At 65.8% G+C, this 17528-nt stretch carries 18 protein-coding genes; 10 read left to right on the forward strand and 8 right to left on the reverse strand.

What is annotated here, in order from left to right; all coding sequences use genetic code 11:
• On the forward strand, positions 1-210 hold the full coding sequence (locus tag EDF56_RS02660; protein WP_132385171.1) for a hypothetical protein: 210 nt from the start codon (positions 1-3) through the stop codon (positions 208-210).
• 257 nt (positions 211-467) lie between these two features.
• Here the strand turns inward: EDF56_RS02660 and EDF56_RS02665 are convergent, their stop codons facing one another.
• Positions 468-1124 carry an alpha/beta hydrolase gene (locus tag EDF56_RS02665; RefSeq protein WP_132385172.1) on the reverse strand — a complete coding sequence of 219 codons (657 nt, stop codon included), beginning with the start codon at positions 1122-1124 and terminating at the stop codon, positions 468-470.
• 133 nt (positions 1125-1257) lie between these two features.
• Here EDF56_RS02665 and EDF56_RS02670 point away from each other — a divergent pair, with 133 nt between their 5' ends.
• From EDF56_RS02670 to parC, 4 genes are all read left to right on the forward strand, one after another.
• Positions 1258-2325 (forward strand): aminotransferase class V-fold PLP-dependent enzyme, encoded by a 1068-nt coding sequence (locus EDF56_RS02670; protein ID WP_132385173.1) that lies wholly within the window; start codon positions 1258-1260, stop codon positions 2323-2325.
• Positions 2322-3401 (forward strand): cysteine desulfurase family protein, encoded by a 1080-nt coding sequence (locus EDF56_RS02675; protein ID WP_132385174.1) that lies wholly within the window; start codon positions 2322-2324, stop codon positions 3399-3401. Before EDF56_RS02670 ends, EDF56_RS02675 begins: the two co-directional genes overlap by 4 nt.
• Position 3402: 1 nt before the next feature.
• Complete coding sequence (locus EDF56_RS02680) at positions 3403-3735, forward strand: 2Fe-2S iron-sulfur cluster-binding protein (protein ID WP_243652344.1); 333 nt, start codon at positions 3403-3405, stop codon at positions 3733-3735.
• 91 nt (positions 3736-3826) lie between these two features.
• Positions 3827-6121 carry a DNA topoisomerase IV subunit A gene (gene parC / locus EDF56_RS02685; protein WP_132385175.1) on the forward strand — a complete coding sequence of 765 codons (2295 nt, stop codon included), beginning with the start codon at positions 3827-3829 and terminating at the stop codon, positions 6119-6121.
• Between the two features lie 220 nt (positions 6122-6341).
• On the opposite strand, the gene EDF56_RS02690 is transcribed toward parC, so the two are convergent.
• The 6 genes from EDF56_RS02690 to EDF56_RS02715 all read right to left on the reverse strand — a co-directional run bounded on the left by EDF56_RS02690 (position 6342) and on the right by EDF56_RS02715 (position 11151).
• A complete protein-coding gene (locus EDF56_RS02690; protein ID WP_243652345.1) occupies positions 6342-6989 on the reverse strand; it encodes a TIGR02281 family clan AA aspartic protease in 648 nt (215 codons plus the stop codon).
• A complete protein-coding gene (locus EDF56_RS02695; RefSeq protein WP_132385176.1) occupies positions 6986-8170 on the reverse strand; it encodes a CCA tRNA nucleotidyltransferase in 1185 nt (394 codons plus the stop codon). The genes EDF56_RS02690 and EDF56_RS02695 overlap by 4 nt, the downstream gene beginning before the upstream one ends.
• Positions 8163-8756 carry a CoA pyrophosphatase gene (locus EDF56_RS02700; protein ID WP_132385177.1) on the reverse strand — a complete coding sequence of 198 codons (594 nt, stop codon included), beginning with the start codon at positions 8754-8756 and terminating at the stop codon, positions 8163-8165. The genes EDF56_RS02695 and EDF56_RS02700 overlap by 8 nt, the downstream gene beginning before the upstream one ends.
• Positions 8753-9298, reverse strand: a complete 546-nt coding sequence (locus tag EDF56_RS02705) for a DUF1285 domain-containing protein (protein ID WP_132385178.1) — start codon at positions 9296-9298, stop codon at positions 8753-8755. Before EDF56_RS02705 ends, EDF56_RS02700 begins: the two co-directional genes overlap by 4 nt.
• 80 nt (positions 9299-9378) lie before the next feature.
• Entirely contained in the window at positions 9379-9897 is a 519-nt protein-coding gene (locus EDF56_RS02710; protein WP_207904605.1) for an N-acetyltransferase, read from the reverse strand.
• A 57-nt stretch (positions 9898-9954) separates the two neighbouring features.
• A complete protein-coding gene (locus tag EDF56_RS02715; protein WP_243652346.1) occupies positions 9955-11151 on the reverse strand; it encodes a PQQ-dependent sugar dehydrogenase in 1197 nt (398 codons plus the stop codon).
• Here EDF56_RS02715 and EDF56_RS02720 point away from each other — a divergent pair.
• The 5 genes from EDF56_RS02720 to EDF56_RS02740 all read left to right on the forward strand — a co-directional run bounded on the left by EDF56_RS02720 (position 11144) and on the right by EDF56_RS02740 (position 16000).
• On the forward strand, positions 11144-11773 hold the full coding sequence (locus tag EDF56_RS02720; RefSeq protein WP_243652347.1) for a ribonuclease HII: 630 nt from the start codon (positions 11144-11146) through the stop codon (positions 11771-11773). The two genes, EDF56_RS02715 and EDF56_RS02720, sit on opposite strands and share 8 nt — an antisense overlap.
• Positions 11770-12681, forward strand: a complete 912-nt coding sequence (locus EDF56_RS02725; protein WP_132385181.1) for an oxidoreductase — start codon at positions 11770-11772, stop codon at positions 12679-12681. Before EDF56_RS02720 ends, EDF56_RS02725 begins: the two co-directional genes overlap by 4 nt.
• Positions 12682-12904: 223 nt before the next feature.
• Entirely contained in the window at positions 12905-14041 is a 1137-nt protein-coding gene (locus EDF56_RS02730; RefSeq protein WP_132385182.1) for a site-specific DNA-methyltransferase, read from the forward strand.
• 273 nt (positions 14042-14314) lie between these two features.
• Positions 14315-15427, forward strand: coding sequence for a dihydropteroate synthase (folP, locus tag EDF56_RS02735; RefSeq protein ID WP_132385183.1), 1113 nt, complete (start codon positions 14315-14317; stop codon positions 15425-15427).
• Positions 15428-15643: 216 nt separating this feature from the next.
• Positions 15644-16000 carry a hypothetical protein gene (locus EDF56_RS02740; protein WP_132385184.1) on the forward strand — a complete coding sequence of 119 codons (357 nt, stop codon included), beginning with the start codon at positions 15644-15646 and terminating at the stop codon, positions 15998-16000.
• Positions 16001-16081: 81 nt separating this feature from the next.
• Here EDF56_RS02740 and EDF56_RS02745 read toward each other — a convergent pair whose 3' ends face one another.
• Entirely contained in the window at positions 16082-17506 is a 1425-nt protein-coding gene (locus EDF56_RS02745) for a sigma-54 dependent transcriptional regulator (RefSeq protein WP_132385752.1), read from the reverse strand.
• Positions 17507-17528: the final 22 nt, after the last annotated feature.

Consider the following 17528-nt stretch of genomic DNA (forward strand, 5'->3'; position numbering starts at 1 on the left):
ATGGACATTGCGCTTTCCCTGCTCGTTCTCACTATTGTCGCGCTTGTGCTGGGCGCTTTTGCGCTGTTTCGGCGTGGGGGGTATCGCAAGCAGGCGGTGCTGATGCTGGTGCTGGCGGGGGTGATGGTGGCGAATGTGGCGATTCTGGTCGTGCCCACGTCCGGCGGCGAGACGCTGGCCGGTGCGGCAAAGGAAAAGGCGCCGGAGTGAGCCTCCGACGCCTTTTGCCAATTTTGCGATTTCCGAACCGACGCACCAACTTCCACTGACGTCACCCTGAACTTGTTTAGCTGCGCTGGCCTTCGGCTCAGGGGCCATCGTGGTTCTGGCGCTGTGTCTGGCGGCAGTAATACGCCGTCGCGGCTTTACCCCTGCGACCCCCAGCCTAGGCTGAGAAATGGCCCCTGAAACAAGTTCAGGGTGACGCAAGGGGTAAGCGCCCGCTTTGCGGGCGCCAACCGCTTGCGTCACTTAATCGGACAATCCGGCGAAAGACGCATATCGAGGTAATTGTCCACCGAACGCATCAGATCGTCGATCTCGTTCTCGAAGAAGTGGTTCGCGCGCGGGATTTCGTCGTGGTGGATGGTGATGTGCTTCTGCGTGCGCAGCTTGTCGACCAGCTTCTGCACCGCGTTCGGCGTGACCACCGTGTCCGCCGCGCCCTGGATGATGATGCCCGAGGCGGGGCAGGGGGCGAGGAACGAGAAATCGTACATGTTGGCCGGCGGGGCCACCGAGATGAAGCCGCGAATCTCCGGGCGGCGCATCAGCAGCTGCATGCCGATCAGTGCGCCGAACGAGTAACCGGCGATCCAGGTGGTCGAGGCTTCGGGATGGATTGACTGCACCCAGTCAAGCGCGGCGGCGGCGTCGGACAGTTCGCCCACGCCGTTGTCGAAGCTGCCCTGGCTGCGGCCGACGCCGCGGAAGTTGAAGCGCAGCGTGGCGAAGCCGCGCGCCACGAAGGCCTTGTAAAGGTGCTGGGTGACCCGGTCGTTCATCGTGCCGCCCGCCTGCGGGTGCGGGTGAAGGATCATCGCCACCGGTGCGCGCGGGCGCGTTGCGGGCTGGAAGCGGCCTTCGAGGCGGCCTTCGGGTCCGGGAAAAATGACTGCGGGCATGTGTTTGCGGGCCTGACCTGTTGAAACTCCCGCGAAATACCGGCGGCGGTCTGCCGCACCGGCAATCGCGGGAGTGCAAATAAGAAGGTTCGCTATATAGAAACAACCGCCCCGAAAACAACTTTTGCAAACAATGGCCCCCGAAATCGAAAACGCACCGATCTATCTCGACCATGCCGCGACCACGCCGATCATGTCCGAAGCGCGCGATGCGTGGCTGGAAGGGGCGCGAATCTGGGCCAACCCGTCGAGCCCGCACAAGGCCGGCCGCGCCGCCCGGGCCGGGCTGGAGGATGCGCGCGAGCGGGTAAAACGGGTGCTGGGCTGGGAGGGTGAACTGATTTTCACCTCCGGCGCCAGTGAGGCGCTGGCGATCGGCCTTGGTCGCGCCAAGGCGGAGCGGCGGCTGGTCTCTGCGGTCGAGCATGACGCCGTGTTTCGCGCCGCGCCCGATGCCGAAGTGTTGTCCATGCGTGAGGGCGAAGTCGATGCAGGCGCGCTTGCGGCGGCGCTGGCGGGCGCGGGGCGTCCGGTCGTCGCGGTACAGTCGATCAACTCGGAGACCGGCACTGTGCTGCTGCCCGCTGGACGCACGCCCTTGGCCGAACAGGTGCGCGCGGCGGGCGGGCTGTTCCTGGCGGATTGCTCGCAATCGGCGGGCAAGATGGCCTTGCCTGACGCGGATATGGTAGTTGTCTCCGCGCACAAGCTGGGCGGTCCCGTCGGCATCGGCGCCTTGCTGGTGAAGGATTTCGCTATGCTGGAGCCGAACGGCGGACAGGAGCGTGGCTACCGTGCCGGGACCGAGAACCTGCCCGGCGCGCTCGGTTTCGCCGCTGCGCTTGAAGCGCGGGGTCTGGAAGACTGGGAAACCACCAGCGAGCAGCGCTTCGACTTCAGGAACCGTCTGTCCGCGCATGGGGAGATCCTTCAGCCGGGCATGCCCTGTTCGCATATCTTTGCCGTTGCCGCGCCGCGTCTGGCCGCGACCGCCACACTGATCCGCATGGATGCCATGGGCTTTGCGATTTCGGCGGGAAGCGCCTGCTCCTCGGGCACGCTCAAGCAGAGCCGGGTCTTGCAGGGCTTCGGCGTCGACGAAGACCTCGCCCGGCGCACCGTGCGCATCAGCATTGGCTGGAATACCACGCCGGCCGAACTCGATGCCTTTGCGGAAGCCTGGGCGCAGGTGAACGCATGATCTACCTCGACTATCAGGCCACCACGCCGCTCGCCCCCGAAGCGCGCGAGGCGATGCTGCCGTGGCTTGGCGGGCCGGAGGGCGTGGGTTTCGCCAATCCGCATAGTCCCCACCGTCCCGGACGCGGCGCGGCCGCCATTGTCGAAGTGGCGCGCGAACAGGTTGCGGCGCTGCTGCCGCCGGGGGGCAGGGTTGTCTTCACCTCCGGCGCGACCGAGGCGATCAATCTTGCCTTGTTCGGCAGCGGCGCGCGCAGGCTGGCAGTCTCCGCAATCGAGCATGCGGCCGTTCTCGACGCCGCGCGGGTGGTCGATCCCGATGTGGCGATCCTTCCCGTCGATGCCGACGGATTGGTCGATCCTGCGCTCAACCTTTCTGACGGTCCGGACCTTGTCGCGGTCATGCAAGTCAATAACGAGATCGGCACTGTCCAGCCGATCGCCGCGCTGGCCGAGGCTGCGCACCGCGCGGGGGCATTGTTCCTCTGCGATGCGGTGCAGGGTGCGGGCAAGATCGCAGCGCCGCAGGGCGCCGATCTCATCGCGCTTTCGGCGCACAAGCTCTACGGTCCCAAGGGAATCGGTGCGCTGTGGATCCGGGACGGGCTGGACCTTAAGCCCCTGATTCACGGCGGCGGACAGGAGCAGGGATTGCGCTCGGGAACGCTGAGTCCGGCTCTCTGTGCGGGTTTCGGCGCGGCAGCCAGACTTGCCGCACAGCGCATGGAAGCGGACGCGGCGCATGTCGAGGCGCTGTGGACGGCGGCGCGGGAGGCGCTGGCCCGCTGGACGCTCAACGGCTCGGCCAAGCATCGCTGGCGCGGAAACCTCAATGTGCGGCGCGACGGGCTCGATGTCGCGCGGCTGATGTCGGACTTGCGGGACATGGCCTTTTCCGCCGGTTCCGCCTGCGCCAGCGGATCGGGACGACCCAGCCACGTGCTGAAAGCATTGGGACTTTCGGACCGGCAGGCCAAAAGCTCTATCCGTCTGGGATTCGGGAGATATACTGGGCTTAGGGAAATCGGGGATGCCTGCGCACGTATCGATGCCGCAGCAGCGGCGCAGGGAGTCTGAATTGTTGAACGTCAGATTTGTTACCGCTGAAGGTGTATCCGTCACGGCCGAGGCCGAGCCGGGGACGCGTCTCCTTGCCCTTGCCCAGCGCTGCGGCATGCCGCTTGAGGGCACATGCGAAGGCCAGATGGCCTGCTCCACCTGCCACGTGATCGTCTCGCCCGAGTGGTTCGATGTTCTTGAGCCGGCCTCCAATGACGAGGAAGACATGCTCGACCTCGCTGCCGGCGTCACGCGCACCAGCCGCCTGTCCTGCCAGATCGAACTGACCGAGGCGCTGGACGGCCTGGAAGTGCGCATCCCCGGCCTCTCGCGAGACATGCAGATCGGCTGATCCCGATAAATCGGAACGAATCGGGAAACCAAGTTCTGGAAAACACGGGAATCCGACTTGGCACCGGGCGGGGCGCTGCTAGGTTCCGCCCATGGTGACCACGACCGACGAAGATTCAGATCCGTTCGACGCCATCGTCGATGCGCCTTTCGATGCCGCGCTGTCTCAGCGCTACCTTGTCTATGCGCTTTCGACCATCACGGCGCGCTCGCTGCCGGATTTGCGTGACGGATTGAAGCCGGTCCACCGCCGCCTGCTCTGGGCGATGCGGCAGCTGAAGCTCGATCCCGGCAATGCCTACAAGAAGTCGGCCCGCGTCGTCGGTGACGTGATCGGCAAGTATCACCCGCATGGCGACGCTTCGGTCTACGACGCGATGGTCCGCCTCGCGCAGGACTTCTCGCTGCGCTATCCGCTGGTGCAGGGCCAGGGCAACTTCGGCAATATCGACGGCGATAATGCGGCCGCCTACCGCTACACCGAAGCGCGCCTGACGCGTACGGCGATCCACCTGATGTCCGGGCTGGACGAGGGCACCGTCGATTTCGTTCCCACCTACAACGGTGAAGAGAGCGAGCCGGACCTGTTCCCCGGCATGTTCCCCAACCTGCTGGCGAACGGTTCGACCGGCATCGCCGTGGGCATGGCGACCTCAATCCCCAGCCACAACGTCGCCGAGATCATCGATGCGACGATGATGCTGATCGACAATCCCCATGCCGAGCATGAGCAGCTCATGCAGGTGTTCCACGGCCCCGATTTCGCGACCGGCGGCCTGGTGGTCGATAGTCCCGAGGCGATCAGCCACGCTTATGAAACCGGCAAGGGCGCCTTCCGTGTGCGCGGCCGGTTCTCGACCGGAAAGGATCAGGCGGGCAACTGGGAAGAGAGCGGGATCGAGCGGCTTGGCAGCGGCCAGTGGCAGCTCGTCATTTCCGAAATTCCCTACATGCTGGCCAAGGGCAAGCTGATCGAGCAGGTCGCCGCGCTGATCGGTGACAAGAAGCTCCCGATCCTCGAAGACATTCGCGACGAAAGCGACGAGCAGATCCGCATCGTCTTCGTGCCCAAGAGTCGCAATGTCGATCCCGAGCTGCTGAAGGAAAGCCTTTACCGGCTTACCGATCTGGAAAGCCGCTTCTCGCTCAACCTCAACGTGCTGGATTCGCATCGCACGCCGGGGGTGATGGGCCTGAAGCTGCTGCTGTCCGAATGGGTTTACAGCCAGATCGACATCCTGCTGCGCCGCGCGCGCCACCGCTTGGAAAAGATCGCCGCGCGGCTGGAACTGGTCGCCGGTTACATCATCGCTTATCTCAACCTGGACCGGATCATCGAGATCATCCGCACCGAGGATGAGCCCAAGCCGGTGATGATGGCCGAGTTCGAACTGACCGATCGTCAGGCCGAAGCCATTCTCAACATGCGCCTGCGCAGTTTGCGCAAGCTTGAGGAAATGGAGCTTCGCAAGGAGCACGAGGAACTGCTGCGCGAGCAGGATGACCTCAACAAGCTGCTCGAAAGCCCGGCTCGCCAGCGCACGCGCCTCAAGCGTGACCTGACCACGCTGCGCAAGGAATATGCCGAGGATACCGTCATCGGCCGCCGCCGCACGACGATCGCGCAGGCCAAGCCGACGGTAGAATTCAGCATGGACGCGATGATCGAGAAGGAGCCGGTGACGGTGATCCTCTCGGCGAAGGGCTGGGTGCGCGCCGCCAAGGGCCATGTTCCGCTGGATGGCGACTTCAAGTTCAAGGAAGGCGACGGCCCGGCCTATGCCTTCCACGCGCAGACCACCGATAAGGTGCTGATCGCGCTGGATAATGGCCGCTTCTACACGGTCGGTGCCGACAAGCTTCCGGGCGCGCGCGGGTTTGGCGAGCCGATCCGCACGATGGTCGATATCGATGCGGATGCGCACATCATCGCGGCGCTGGTTTACAAGCCGAAGTCGCAGATCCTGCTGGCCTCGAACGTGGGTCGCGGATTTGCGGTCGAGGCGGAGGAATTGCTGGCCGAAACGCGCAAGGGCCGTGCGGTCATGTCCACCAAGGCGGGCGTTCAGCTCAAGATCGTGCGCGAGATCCCTGCCGAGCATGACCATGTTGCCGTGGTTGGCGACAATCGCAAGCTGGTGATCTTCAGTCTGGAAGAACTGCCGCTGATGGCCAAGGGGCAGGGTGTGACGCTCCAGCGCTACCGTGACGGCGGACTGTCCGATCTCATTACGCTCAAGCTTGAGGATGGCCTGTCGTGGACGATGGGCGGCGACAGCGGCCGCACGCGGACCGAAAAGGACATGGGTCTCTGGAAAGTCGCACGCGGCGCGGCAGGCCGTCTGCCGCCGACCGGGTTCCCGAGGGACAACAAGTTTCAGGGATAAATAAGGTGTTCAGCGGCTTTTACATGGCCGCCGAACACCCGGATCATTCGTGATCCGAGCCATCCCAAATCCCCCGTCGTCCCCGCGAAGGCGGGGACCCCGCTTGTTCTTGCGGCGGGGCGAAAAGGAAGCGGGGCCTCCGCCTTCGCGGGGGCGACGGACTGTTTTGTGCTGGGGCCTGCCTGACAATCTTGAGGGAGCGATTTTCCGCACCCCCGCCTCAATCCTTGGCCGCGCTCGCAGGCTTGGGCACCAGAATGAGCTGGTTATTGTCCACCCGCCAACTTCCCAGCTGCGACAGCAGGTTCATGCCGATGACATTGGTTTCGACCTCGCTGTCCGGGCCGATGGCGACGGGCAGGGAGGTCGCCTCGATCGAGCCGAAGCGCAGCGAACTTGCGGTTCCCATGCGGGCGACGATGGTGCCGCCCGCCGTATCCAGCATCACGCCCTGATCGCCTTCGTCGGGCATGATGCCCGCGCGGCGGGCGGCCGATTGGGAGATGCCGGTGTAAGTGGCGCCGGTATCGATCAGGAAATTGACAGGCACGCCATTGAGCTGCGCCTCGACCCAGAAGTGGCCGTCGGTCCGCAGCGGTAGCACGGTCTGCCCGCCTTCAACAGCGGCCGGCCTCACCTGATCGAGCCAGAGCGCGGCATCCGAACGGTGCGCGCTGGTGGCAAGGCTGGCGACGGTCAGCAGAAGCGCGGCAGTGAGGGCGAGGTACGCCGTATTGCGCATGCCATGCCCAAGGCGCGGGTAACGGTGGAGCAGCATGCCGGCCAGCACCGCCAGCAGGATCGCGACGATGGTCAGCGCCAGCAGCGGCTTCGCATAAAGCAGCGCTTCAAGCTGCCCGAAGTTCACTGCGCCTGCCCTGTCAGTTCCGCATCGAGCAGCGCGTCGATGCGCGGGGCTGCGGGAAAGCCCTCGGCGATCCAGCGATCTTCGACGCGGCGCAGCACGCGGGCCACTTCAGGTCCGGCGCTGACGCCGCGCGCCACGATCTGGCCACCCTTGAGCGGGAAGGCGGGAATGTCCCACTGGCCCAGCGCCGCGGTGTCGGCACCGGCGATCAGCAGCCGGTCGAGCGCGCTTTCGCGGCCCAGCCGGTAGGCGAGTGCGCGCGGCTCTCCGGGCTCGTCCTCTCTCGCGGCGGCGAGGGCGAGGCGCTTTTTCTGCGCGCCGGAAAGGCGGAAGCGAGAGGCGATCTGCTCGGCCAGCGGCACTTGCGCGGGCAACAGCGCAGCAAGGCGGCGTAGCGCTTCGGGCGCGATGGCCTGCGCCTTTTCCTGCGCCACCAGTGCCGCAAGGGCGACCGGATCGGCCTCGGGCAGGATCACCGCGAGCACGCCAAGCTCGGCCATGCGCGCGATAGTCGGCGCCGGATCGGGCAGACCGAGAAGGTTCATCATCTCCATGCCCACACGCTCGCGCGAGAGGCCCTTGAGCGTGGCAGCGAGTTCGGCGCAGGCACTTTCCGCTTCCTCGTCAGCGGGTTGCGAGCCAAACCGGGCCTGAAACCGGAAGTAGCGCAAGATGCGCAAGTGGTCCTCGCGGATGCGCTGGCGGGCATCGCCGATGAAGCGCACGCGGCGGGCGGCAAGGTCGGCAAGGCCGTCGAACCAGTCGAAGACCTCGCCGGTCAGCGGATCGGCATAGAGCGCGTTGATCGTGAAATCGCGCCGCGCGGCGTCTTCGCGCCAGTCTTCGGCGAAGGCCACCGTAGCGCGGCGCCCGTCGGTCGAGACGTCATGGCGCAGCGTGGTGATCTCCACGGGGCCGCCGGGCAGTACGGCCGTAACGGTGCCGTGGTCGATGCCGGTGGGGATCCTGTGAATATCGGCGCTCTTCAGGCGTTCCATCACCGCGTCGGGTTCGAGCACGGTTGCCATGTCGATGTCCTTGACCGGCAGGCCCAGCAGCGTGTCGCGCACCGCGCCGCCGACGTAGCGGGCATTTTCGGCACCCAGCGTTTCCACCAGCGCCGCGATATCCTCCCTCCGCATCCATTCGGGCGCGATGCGGGTGGGCAGTGGTTCAGTCATTCCAGTCGAGCCTGCGGGAAAGGTTGTGAAGGATCGCTCCGGTCACGCCCCAGATGCGGTGGTCGTGCCAGTTGATCTCGACAAAGCGGTGATGGCGGTTTTCCCATTCCACCGAGCATTGCTGCTGGTTGGCGGGATCGAGGAGGTAGCTCATCGGCGCCTCGAACCACTGCGCCACTTCGGCGGGATTGGGGTGGATCGGCAGGTCGGCGGGGATCACCGCAAGTACCGGCGTGATCTCGTAGCCGCTGCCGGTGCGGTAGACGTCGCTGGTGCCCAGCACCTGCACGTCGCGCGGATGGATGCCCAGTTCCTCGTCCGCCTCGCGCAGCGCGGCCTCGATCGCGGTTTCGCCGTCGTCCAGCCGGCCGCCGGGGAAGGCGATCTGGCCGGGGTGGGCGCGCATCGTGGAGGGGCGATGGAGCAGCAGCGTGCCGGGCTTGTCACGCTCGGTCAGCGTCACCAGCACGGCGGCGGGCTTGAACTCGGGGATCTCGTCGATGCGCGGATCGAGCCAGAGTTCGGGCGGCGCGTTCTTGTGCGCGGCGTCGAAACGCGGGCGGAGGCGATCAAACAGCAGGCTCATGACGGCACCAGATCGAAAGTCGCGCCCCGGCTGGTCACCGAAAGGTCGCCGCCGGAAAGCGCGATCTCGGCAAGCTGACCGTAAGTGCTGCGGTTGAGACGGGCCTCGGCGCCATTGCGGACGGCAAGATAGAGCGCCGGTGTCTCGGGATCGCCTGCGCTGCGGATCGGGTGATCCGGCCCGGCGATGACGATATCGTCGGTATTGAGGCGGAAGACCAGCGCGTCGCCGTCTGCCCGTACATCGGTGGCGATGAAGGCGGCGTCCTCGACCTCGATCGAGAGCTTCTCGGCGGGTGTGACCAGCCAGTGCCGGCCATCGTCGTCGCGCAGCAGGAGGGAGGCGAAGGCGCGGACCATGGCGGGACGGCGGATTTCGCCGCCCTGATGGAACCAGCGCCCGTCGGCCATGATGCGCATTTCGCTGTCGCCCGTCTGCGCGGGCGACCATTCGGAGACCGGCGGCAGCTTGCGCGCGGCCACCAACTCGGCCGCTTCGGCGAGCGTCAGGGCGGAGAGATCGGGCGGCACGTCATAAGGCATGGCTTCGCGATGCCAGATAGGGGCTCGCGCGCCAAGGTCCAGTGCGTGTCCGCCCGCGATTTAACGGGAAGACGCGATTATTAACGGAGCCAAGGCCCCAGCGCGCCCTCGCGCGGCAGAACGGCCGGATTGTCGCAGCGTACGAGCAGGCGGTGCCGCTCGAAGGGTCCCGGAAGCGTCCATTCGCCGGTCGCCTCGTTCGAGAAGCCCCAGAAGCGGCCGTAATAGTCGGGATCGCCGATCAGCACTTGCGGCAGCGGCGCGCGTGCGTCGATCCCGGCAAGGCTGGCCGACATCAGCGCCTTGCCGAAGCCCTTGCCCTGAAGGCCGGGAAGCACGGCCACCGGCCCCATCATGATCATCGGGTGCGCGCGCCCGTCCGGATCGGTCAGCGCGACCGGCCAGCACTGGATCGTGCCGACCAGCATCTCGCTGCCGTCCAGCGCCGCGAAGGACAGCCCGGGCAGCCAATCGGTGCCCGCACGCACCTTGTAGGCGGTGCGCGTGTGTCGCTCCGGCTCGAACGCACGATCGAGCAGCGCTTCGACGAGCGCGGGATCGACATTGTCGAGCGGAATGAGCGTGGCGATATCGGACATCGCGCGGGCCGATAGGTGCGGCGCGCCGGTTTGTCGATTCAATTCATGTGAGGGCTATTAGGTTGATGGTGTGAGATGCAGCAACCGGCCGGAGTCTGGAGCGGGGCCGTCCTCCAGCAGCCAGATCGATCCGTCGGGCCCCTGCTGGATCTCGCGGATGCGGTTATCGAGCGGGTAACGCGCTTCCTCCACGGCCTTTTCCCCGTCGATCCGCACGCGCACGAGGCCGGGAAGGGCGAAAGAGGCGATCAGGAACTGCCCCTGCCACTGCGGGAATTGCTGGCCGGTGTAGAAAATGAAGTCGCCCGGCGCGATCACCGGGTTCCAGCTGATCGCCGGGGCGGCAAGGTCGGGCCGGGTCTTGTGGCGCGGGATCGGCGTACCGTTGTAATTGTCGCCGTCCGAGACCAGCGGCCAACCGTAGTTATGACCCGGCTTGATGAGGTTGATCTCGTCACCGCCCGCCGGGCCGTGTTCGAGGTTCCAGAGTCGGCCCTTGTCATCGAACACGAGGCCCAGCACGTTGCGATGGCCATAGGACCAGATCTGGTTGGTCGGCGCGCCCTTGTCGGCAAAAGGATTGCCGGGGGCAGGGGTGCCGTCGGGCAGCAGGCGCACGATCTTGCCGAGATTGGTGCCAAGGTCCTGCGCAGGCGTGAACTTCTGCCGCTCGCCCGAGCTGACGAAGAGGTACTTGCCGTCCGGGGAGAACACCAGGCGGTGCGAAAAGTGGCCCTCTCCGGTCACCTTGGGCACTTGCCGCCAGATCACCGTCAGGCCCTGAAGCGAGCAGCTTGCTGGTTGCGGGCAGGAGAGGGTGCCCTTGCCGACCGCCGCGCCGCGCGTATCGCCTTCGCCGGCTTCCGCCCAGCTGAGGTAGACCACACGCCCGTTCAATGTCTTGGCATCGAGCGTCTTGCCGGTTTGGTCCGGAGCGAAGATCACGTCGCCCAGCCCGCCCTGTCCGCCATAGGCGACCGTCGGTGCGCCGCTCACTTCGCCCATCGTGCCATCGGCAAGACGCAGGCGGATCCTGCCTTTCTTCTCGGTGACGATCATCGCGCCGGTGGCCTTGTCGATATCCATCGCCCAGGGCTCGTTGAACGCGGCGACTTGCGAGACCTTGAACGGCGCGGCATCGGCCGTCGCCGCGGACGCCTTATCCCCGGAGCCTGCCGCACCGCAGCTTGCGAGGATGAAAGCTACGGGCGATACCGCAGCGAGGAGCGATCTGGAGGTATTCCGCTTGGTCACGTCGATTTCATCCCCTGTTGCCATTGCACCGGGCCGCCTCATCATCGGCGTGGACGAGGCAGGGCGTGGCCCTCTGGCCGGTCCGGTTGTGGCGGGCGCGGTCGTGCTGTGCAAGCCCCGGCCATCGGGGTTGGACGATTCCAAGAAGTTGTCCGGCAAGCGCCGCGCGGAGCTGGAAGAGGTGATCAAGCGCCGCTGCCGTTGGGCCGTGGGCGTGGTCGGCGTCGAGGAGATCGACCGGATCAACATCTTCGGCGCGACGATGCTGGCGATGACGCGCGCGGTCGCCGCGCTCTGCGCGCAGCTTGAGCAAGACCCGCACGAAGTCCTGATCGACGGCAACATGACGCCGCACGGTCGCACCGCCGAGTGGCGCTGGAACGCGCGCGCCATTGTCGGCGGGGACGCGGTGGAACCGTGCATTTCGGCCGCCTCGATCATCGCCAAGGAGCACCGGGACCGCCTGATGCGCGAACTGGCACTGGCGCACCCGCACTACGGCTGGGAGCGCAATGCGGGTTACGGCACCGCCCAGCACCTTGAGGCGCTGCGTACCCACGGCCCGACCATTCACCACCGCCGCAGTTTCGCGCCGGTCGCTCAACTGGAGATGGCGCTTTGACGGGATTCACTGCAGCGGATGTGACCGGACAGGCCGGCAAGTGCTTCCTCGTCACCGGCGCCAATACCGGGCTCGGTTACGAGGCGACGAAAGTGCTTGCCGCGCAGGGCGCGCGCGTGCTGCTCGCCTGCCGCAGTGAGGACAAGGCGCGGCTCGCCATGGAGCACATCCGCATGGAAGTGCCCGGCGCCAATCTGGCCTTCGTGCCGCTCGATCAGGCGGACCTTGCCAGCGTGCGCGAATGCGCCGCGATGGTTTCGCGTGACGAGCCTCGGCTCGATGTGCTGGTGAACAATGCGGGCGTCATGATGCCGCCGCTCCAGCGTACGGTGCAGGGGCACGAATTGCAGTTCGGGGTGAACCACCTTGGCACGTTTGCACTGACCGGGCTGTTGCTGGCCAAGTTGTCCGCCGTGGATGACGGGCGCGTGGTCATCACCGCCAGCCTTGCCCATCGGCGCGGCAAGATCGACTGGGACGATCTCGACGCGCATCGCAGCTACAACCGCTCGCAGCGCTATGGCGACAGCAAGCTGATGAACCTGCTGCACATGTACGAACTGGACCATCGCCTGCGCGCGGCGGGCTCGCCGGTTACGGCGGTGGCCTGCCATCCCGGCGTCGCTTCCACCGAACTGGGGCGTCACTCGCTGGCGTTCCGGGCACTGTTCCCGATTGTCGGCGTGATGCTCAACAGCGCGGCGCAAGGGGCGTGGCCCACGCTTCAGGCGGCGACGGACGCCGTCGAACCCGGCCAATACTACGGCCCCCAGCGCATGGGCGAGGTTTCGGGCCCCTCGGGCGTGGCGAAGCGCAAGCCGTCCGCCACCGATCCCGAAGCGGCACGGCGGTTGTGGGACGTCAGCGCACAAACAACAGGTGTGGATTACGGCCTCGCTCCGGCCTGACGGGTCTTGTTGATAAAAAATTCCTGACGACTCCTGCGAGTCGCGAAACCCAAGATGTTGAGTCATGCGATTCGCATATGACTCGACATCTTGTGTCGGATTCGTTTTGTTCCTCTCTGCTGAACACGTGAATCACAAGGGAATCCCACGAGTCGCGCCTTGACGCTGACTCTCGAAAGACTCACTAGGGGGTCAATCCACAGTTCAATACCCCGGAGCAAACATGGGCCAGCTACTCGTCAAGCAGAAGATCCGCGCTCGCGCACCCGCGCCGACGCCGAAGGAACTGCTGCCCCTCGGCCAGATCATCCCGGGCGACTGCATCGAGGCGATGCGCACCATTCCCGACGCCAGCGTCGACATGGTCTTCGCCGACCCGCCGTACAATCTCCAGCTCGGCGGCGACCTTTCGCGTCCGGATGGCAGCCATGTGGACGCTGTCACCAATGACTGGGACAAGTTCTCCAGCTTCGCCGTCTACGACCAGTTCACCCGTGACTGGCTGACCGAGGCCCGCCGCGTGCTCAAGCCCGAGGGCTCGCTGTGGGTGATCGGTTCGTACCACAACATCTTCCGCCTCGGCGCGATCATGCAGGACATGGGGTTCTGGATCCTGAACGACATCGTATGGCGCAAGGCCAACCCGATGCCGAACTTCAAGGGCACTCGCTTCACCAACGCGCATGAGACGCTGATCTGGGCCTCGATGGGCGAAAAGTCGAAGTACACCTTCAACTACCGCGCGATGAAGACGCTCAATGACGAACTGCAGATGCGTTCGGACTGGGTCCTGCCGATCTGCAACGGCGCCGAGCGTCTGAAGAAGGGCGGCCGCAAGGTGCATCCGACGCAGAAGCCCGAAGCACTGCTCTACCGCGTGATGCTGGCGACCACCAATGCGGGCGACGTCGTGCTCGACCCGTTCTTCGGCACCGGCACCACCGGCGCTGTCGCCAAGCGCCTCGGCCGCGAGTGGATCGGCTGCGAGCGTGAGGGTGATTATCGCGATGCCGCGATGGAACGCATCGAAATGGCGCTGCCTCTCGACGAAAGCGCGCTCAAGACCATGCAGTCGAAGCGCACCGCGCCCAAGGTGGCGTTCGGCACGCTGATCGAGACCGGCTGGATTGCTCCCGGCACGGTGGTCTCGGACAAGAAGAACCGCTTCCGCGCCGTCGTGCGCGCCGATGGTTCGCTGGTGGCGGAGGACAAGGCGATCGGCTCCATCCACGGCCTCGGCAAGGAACTCCAGGGCGCGCCTTCGTGCAATGGCTGGACGTTCTGGCACCTTGAGCACGAAGGCCAGGTCAAGCCGATCGATGCGATCCGCCAGCTGTACATCCTCGCGACCGAGCCCTGATCGGGGCCTGGGGAACACCTGACTTTCCTCCTTCCGTCATCCTGAACTTGTTTCAGGATCCATCCCTCGGCCTGCGTCGGGGGTGGTCAGCAAGCCGACAGGTCGGCTCGAAATTCGCAACGCTTCGGCCTCCTCTGCCCGATGGATCCTGAAACAAGTTCAGGATGACGGGTATGCGGAGGCGCGAGGTTTAGCGAGAGGTGATGGGCCCAATGGCGGGCTGGCCCTCAAAACCTGTTCTGCGTGGCCCGCGCAACCGCTAAGGGCCCGCCCATGACTCGCAAGATCTACCTCCAGCCGATCGCCTTCGCCCAGAGCCCGCAGAGCGAGGAGGGCGAGGCCGTCCGTCTCGCCGGTTCGCTGGTCTGGGCCAGCCGCTTTGCGCTGATCCTGCGTGAGAACGGCAAAGTGATCTCGCGCCAGCGGCTGGGCGCGGCCGAAGTGCCCGGCGCGCTCGCGGCCTTGCCCGGCGACCTTGCGGCCATGGCCGAAGTCCAGTGGGCGAATTTGCGCAAGGTCCACGCCCCGCTCCAGTGCGGTACCCGCACGATCCGGCTCGAACAGCCGCAAGTCGCGGGCATCCTCAACATGACGCCGGACAGCTTCTCCGACGGAGGCTCGTTCCTCGACAAGCCGGACGTCGCGTGGGAACACGCCGCCGCCATGCTGGAAGCGGGCGCGGCGATGATCGACGTGGGCGGCGAATCCACCCGTCCCGGCGCGGGCGCGGTGTGGGAAGGGGACGAGATCAAGCGCGTGGTGCCGATGGTCGGGCAACTCGCGGCGATGGGCGCGGCGATCAGCATCGACACGCGCCGCCCCGCCGTGATGGAAGCGACGCTGGCCGCCGGCGCGCACATCATCAACGACGTTTCAGCCTTGCGCTACGATCCACGCAGCCTTGGCCTTGCAGCGGCCTCAGGCGCGCCGGTGGTGCTGATGCACGCGCCGGGCAAGGCGGACGACCTCCATTCCAACGGCGACTATGCCGATGTCGTGCTCGACGTTTACGACTGGCTGGAACAGCGCCGGGACGAGGCGCTGGCGGCGGGCGTGCGGGCGGAAAACATCCTGCTCGATCCCGGTGTCGGCTTCGGCAAGACGGTGGCCGAGAACCTCATGCTGATGAACGGGCTGGCGATCTTCCACGCGCTGGGCCATCCGCTCTACGTCGGCGCCAGCCGCAAGCGCATGATCGGCGCGCTGTCCAACGAGGCGGCCGCGCATGACCGTCTTGGCGGCTCGCTGCTGCTGGCGATAAAGGCGATGGATGCCGGAGCGCACATCCTGCGCGTCCACGACGTGCACGAGACGGTGCAGGCGGTCCACGTCTGGCGGGGCCTGCGCGATGCGGCGCTGACGGACTTCGCGCAACTGCCCCAATGACCTGCGCTGCGGATAGCCTTGCTCGCCGATGAACGGCGCCCGGCCATGTGTCGACACGTAAACGCATGATCTGACGCCGTTTCGGATCGTCCGGAGCGCTGCCCGGTTCGTCCCACAGTCCTGACGAAAATCGCCGTTCGGTTCGTTACTCCCCCGAACCGACCGAAAGGTGTGAGGCCCGTTCTCTCGCACCCCAAAGCGAAAGGGAGATATCCCATGAACAAGACCATTCTGTTTCGTGCCGCGGTCAGTGTCATGGCCGCGGTGCCGGCCGGCGCCGCACTGGCCGTACCGACGATGTACGAACACGAAGTCGCGCGCGGCGAGGAAGCCCGGATCATCGAAAGCCCGATTGGCGGCATCCTCAACAGCAAGTGGTACGACTACCGCATCAACGTCACCGAGACGCGCAAGGAACTCGCCAGCGATCTGCGCCACGCCACCGATATCGAGGATCAGCGCGACGCGTATAGCGAATATGCCAGCGAGCTTTTCCAGGAACGCGGCAAGTACGTGAAGTACATGAGCAAGCGCGGTTACCGCGTGCCGCAGGTCTATCTCGAAAGCCTGTAAGCGCCGGTAGCCAGCCACCGTTTGGGGGCAGCCCCGCAAGGGGCGGCGACCCCGGAGCCCCGGCTCCGGGGTCGCCTATTGTCAGGCGGCGTTGTCGATGCCGAGTTCGCCCAGCTTGCGATAGAGCGTGGAACGGCCGATGCCGAGCCGCCGCGCCACTTCGGTCATGCGACCCCGGTAGAGCCCGATGGCCAGGCGGATGACGTCCGCCTCGATCTCTTCCAGCGGCCGCAAGTGACCGTCGGCGGTATAGAGCATCACGCCCGAGCTTTCCTGTCGCGGATTGCCGGCAACGGTTGCGGGGCCAGACCCGAGGATATTCAGAAGCTGCGGGAAATCGTCCGAAGTCAGCGCATCGCCATCGCAGAACACCGCAGCGCGGAACAGCACGGCCTGCAGCTGGCGCACGTTGCCCGGCCAGTCGTATGCGGCCAGCAGCGAGAGCGCGCCGTCGGTGATGCCCAGTTCCCGCAGGCCCGGCTGCTCGCCGATGCGCGCAAGGAAGAAGCGGGAGAGCGCGGGAATGTCACCGGTCCGCTCGCGGAGCGGCGGCAAATCGACCTTGGTGGGCGAAAGCGCTTCGTACAGTTCGGGCAGGAACTCGCCGATATCGACAAGGTCCTGCAACGGCATGTTGCTGGCAGCGATGATGCGCACGTCGATGCGGAACGAATGGCGCGCACCAATCGGGCGCACGTCGCTCTTGCGGATCGATTCGAGCAAACGCTCCTGCACGCTCAGCGGCAACTGGTCGATCTCGTCGAGCGCCAAGGTGGCGCCGTCGCAATGCTGCAACGCGCCGATCTGCTGCTCGAAAGCGCCGGGGAAGGCGCCTTTCTCATGGCCGAACAGGTTGGATTCGATCGAATTGGCGGCAAGGCCGGTAATGTTGACCAAGCGCAGTGCTCCGCGCGAACGCGGGCTGGCGGCGTGCATGGCGCGGATCAACACTTCCTTGCCGGTGCCGCTCTCGCCCTCGACCAGCACGTGCCCATGCCCGCGCGCGGCCTTGGCAGCCACGGCGAGTGCCTTGCGGAAGTTGGGAGAGGCCCCGATCATCGATTCGAAATCGGGGTTGGAGGGCATTTTCTCGGTCAGCGGCGCCAGTTCGTCGCGCGGGGCCTCGCGCGTGGTGGCGGAGCGCAGCGCGTGCATCAGCCGGTCCGGCGCGATCGGTTTGACGAGATAATCGGTCGCCCCCGCGCGCATCGCCTCCACCGCGAGTAGCGGTGAAGTATTGGCGGTGAGCATCAGAATCGGCAGCGCCGGGCGGCGCGATTTCAGCTCGGCAATCAGCGCGCAAGCGTCTTCGCCGGGCACCCATTGGTCGAGGATAATGGCCGAAAGCTGCATGCCCTGACGGGTGCCGAGCGTGGCAATCGCGGTTTCGGGATCGCGCGCAATCAGCGTTCGCCAACCCTCCCGCGCGGCGAGCGCCGAGATCAGACGGCTCTGCGCAGGCTCGTCGTCGATCAGCATCAGGAGGCGCTGTTCCGGTTCCGCCATATTCACGCCCGTCATTCGCCTC

The organism is Novosphingobium sp. PhB165, assembly GCF_004341845.1.
Taxonomy (GTDB): domain Bacteria; phylum Pseudomonadota; class Alphaproteobacteria; order Sphingomonadales; family Sphingomonadaceae; genus Novosphingobium.